General features: G+C 49.5%; 3 protein-coding genes. All 3 read left to right on the forward strand.

Annotated elements, in window-relative coordinates:
• The first annotated feature begins 64 nt into the window (after positions 1-64).
• Genes EYQ01_09670 through EYQ01_09680 form a run of 3 tightly spaced genes read left to right on the forward strand, consistent with a single transcriptional unit; the run spans position 65 to position 2,134 of the window.
• Positions 65-352: a hypothetical protein gene (locus EYQ01_09670; GenBank protein HIE66052.1), complete on the forward strand. Its 288-nt coding sequence runs from the start codon at positions 65-67 to the stop codon at positions 350-352.
• The gene (locus EYQ01_09675; GenBank protein HIE66053.1) at positions 345-1,154 is read left to right on the forward strand and encodes a hypothetical protein; all 810 of its coding nucleotides are present in this window, start codon (positions 345-347) and stop codon (positions 1,152-1,154) included. The genes EYQ01_09670 and EYQ01_09675 overlap by 8 nt, the downstream gene beginning before the upstream one ends.
• On the forward strand, positions 1,154-2,134 hold the full coding sequence (locus EYQ01_09680; protein ID HIE66054.1) for a hypothetical protein: 981 nt from the start codon (positions 1,154-1,156) through the stop codon (positions 2,132-2,134). The genes EYQ01_09675 and EYQ01_09680 overlap by 1 nt, the downstream gene beginning before the upstream one ends.
• The last annotated feature ends 48 nt before the right edge of the window (positions 2,135-2,182 follow it).

The following is a 2,182-nucleotide window of genomic DNA, read 5'->3' on the forward strand; positions in this document are numbered from 1 at the left end:
CAGCAGGGTCCACCGCAGCAGGGTCCACCGAAACAAAGGGCACCGCAACAAGGAAAGAGTGTCGATGCTCAGTAAGGAAGAAAGGATTTTCTTGGTTGAGACTGAAGAGATCTTCAAGACCGAAAAGGGTCAAAGAGTATTGGACTACTTGAAGAAGGTACTCCATGCAGAAGAGACTCTTGAGCCGGAAGAGATCCTGAATAAAGACCTAGAGGCGGCTGGCCGTGTGGAACGGCATCATATAGATCCGATTGCTTTTGCTAAAAGGCAGGGATCTAGAGCAGCCTATTTTAAGATTGAAGCCTTGGTCCGACAGGGCAAGCGAGTCAGAGAGGATGTTACGAATGAGTAGTTTGGATGAATCCCTACCAGCAGACCTGGAGGGTCGAGATGCCTTGGTTGGCAAGTTTTCCTCAGTGGAGGATTTGGCTATGTCGTACCACAGTCTGAGCAAGAAGATGGGTGAGGGCAGTAGGGTTCCGAGCGAATCGTCTTCCCCAGAAGAGTGGAGTTCTTTCTATAGGGGACTTGGTGCCCCTGAATCTCATGATGGATACCCTGTCCCAGAAGGCACAAACGAGGAACTGAGTGGCACTCTTTCAACGGCTAGGAAGAACGCCTTCCTCAAAGGGGTGTCGGTAGATCAGTGGCAAGAGGTTATTGCTCCAATCCTTGAACTTGAGAAGGACCGCAAGTCCAATCTCGATACGGAGCAAGCCAAGTCAGTCAAGGCATGGCAAGAAGCCGCAAGGGAGAAGTACGGTAATCAATTCGAAACAAAGTCTGCCCTTGCAGAGCGAGCCTATGCTAAGGTGATAAAGGACAACCCTGAACTTGATAGGGTTTTTAATGTAACTGGGATGGGTCACCATCCTGAAGTAATGGACTTCATGGTTAAGATGGGAATGAACATGGCAGATGGAGCGGTTCCGAACAGCGTTGGAGGTAGCGATTTTGGAACAGACCATTCCTCTCTGGCTGCTAGGGCGAGGAAGTTGGCGAAACTGGGAGCGATCTACAATAGTCGTCACCCAGACTACGACGAGCATTATTCTGAGTTCATGACCATCCAGAAGCAACTGTCAGAAGATGGCTTCAATGGCATGTCCGATCCAAGGTTACAGCCCGATAGTTCGTGGGTTAGGGGAAGTTAATGGCTAAGAAGAAGAAGCAACATCGTCATCCGAAAACCCAGCAGGAGTATGAGGCCAAGTACGGGCCACCTCCAGTAATCGCCCACCACGGCAAGTCGGAATTTGAGGGGGCATCCCCTTTGCCTGGATGGGGAGTGGGTCCAGGTATACACTCCGCCACTGTGTGGATAGGGGCGACAGGTAATCAACCAGGATACATGGCAGATTATAGCGTATATAATCGAAAGCCTCCGATTTACTTGTCTCCGAATTTAACCTCAATTCCGCATTCTACTTCCAAGAAGGCACCCCCTGCTGTTGAGCAGAGGGACTACTACCCGGAGCCGCTTCCTGGGTATGTACCTCCTCCGGATACTAAGGCACCCCCTACCTCCAAGACGACACCGAAGACGAAAGGTGGGCAGGGGAATCTATATACTCCCGGCATGAAGCACTTAAGTGGTCCCCGACCTTCCGGAAGCAAGCCCGATGATAGAGCCAAAGTTATTGAACAGGCGATGGGTGCCCACCGTAATCCAGGAGGAAGAACTGCTGAACTCGGCCTAGCCACTGCCGCTGAGACTAAACGAAGGTCACTCTACACCCCCATCAACCCTGGGGAGGCTCTTCCTACGCTAAAGCAAGTTAGGATTAATGACTTGCTCTCGGATTCCCAAGGGCACAGGGAAGAGCAGAAAAAATTATACCCTATAACCCATCCGACCGCTGGATACGCTGACCATTCCGCTCGGGAGGAAACTTTCCTTGGCGACATGGTAATGGGCAGAATGCTTAAAGAAGCCAGAATCAATAGCCTATTGGAGAAGACTAGAGCCGGAGATTTGGCTAATGAGATGAGTTTGAACAATCTAATCGAGAAGAGCATGTCCGAAAGAAGTAAAATAGAAAAACTACTGCGAGGTTCAGGGGACTATAAAGAAAGAACCGCAGAACTACTTAACTCCACCCCTAAACCGAAGAAAAAGAAAAAGAAGAAATAACTTGACAATTAGTTACCAAGGGTGATTAATTGTCTTATCTGATAACCG

This window comes from Candidatus Manganitrophaceae bacterium (assembly GCA_012960925.1).
Lineage (GTDB): Bacteria > Nitrospirota > Nitrospiria > SBBL01 > JAADHI01 > DUAG01.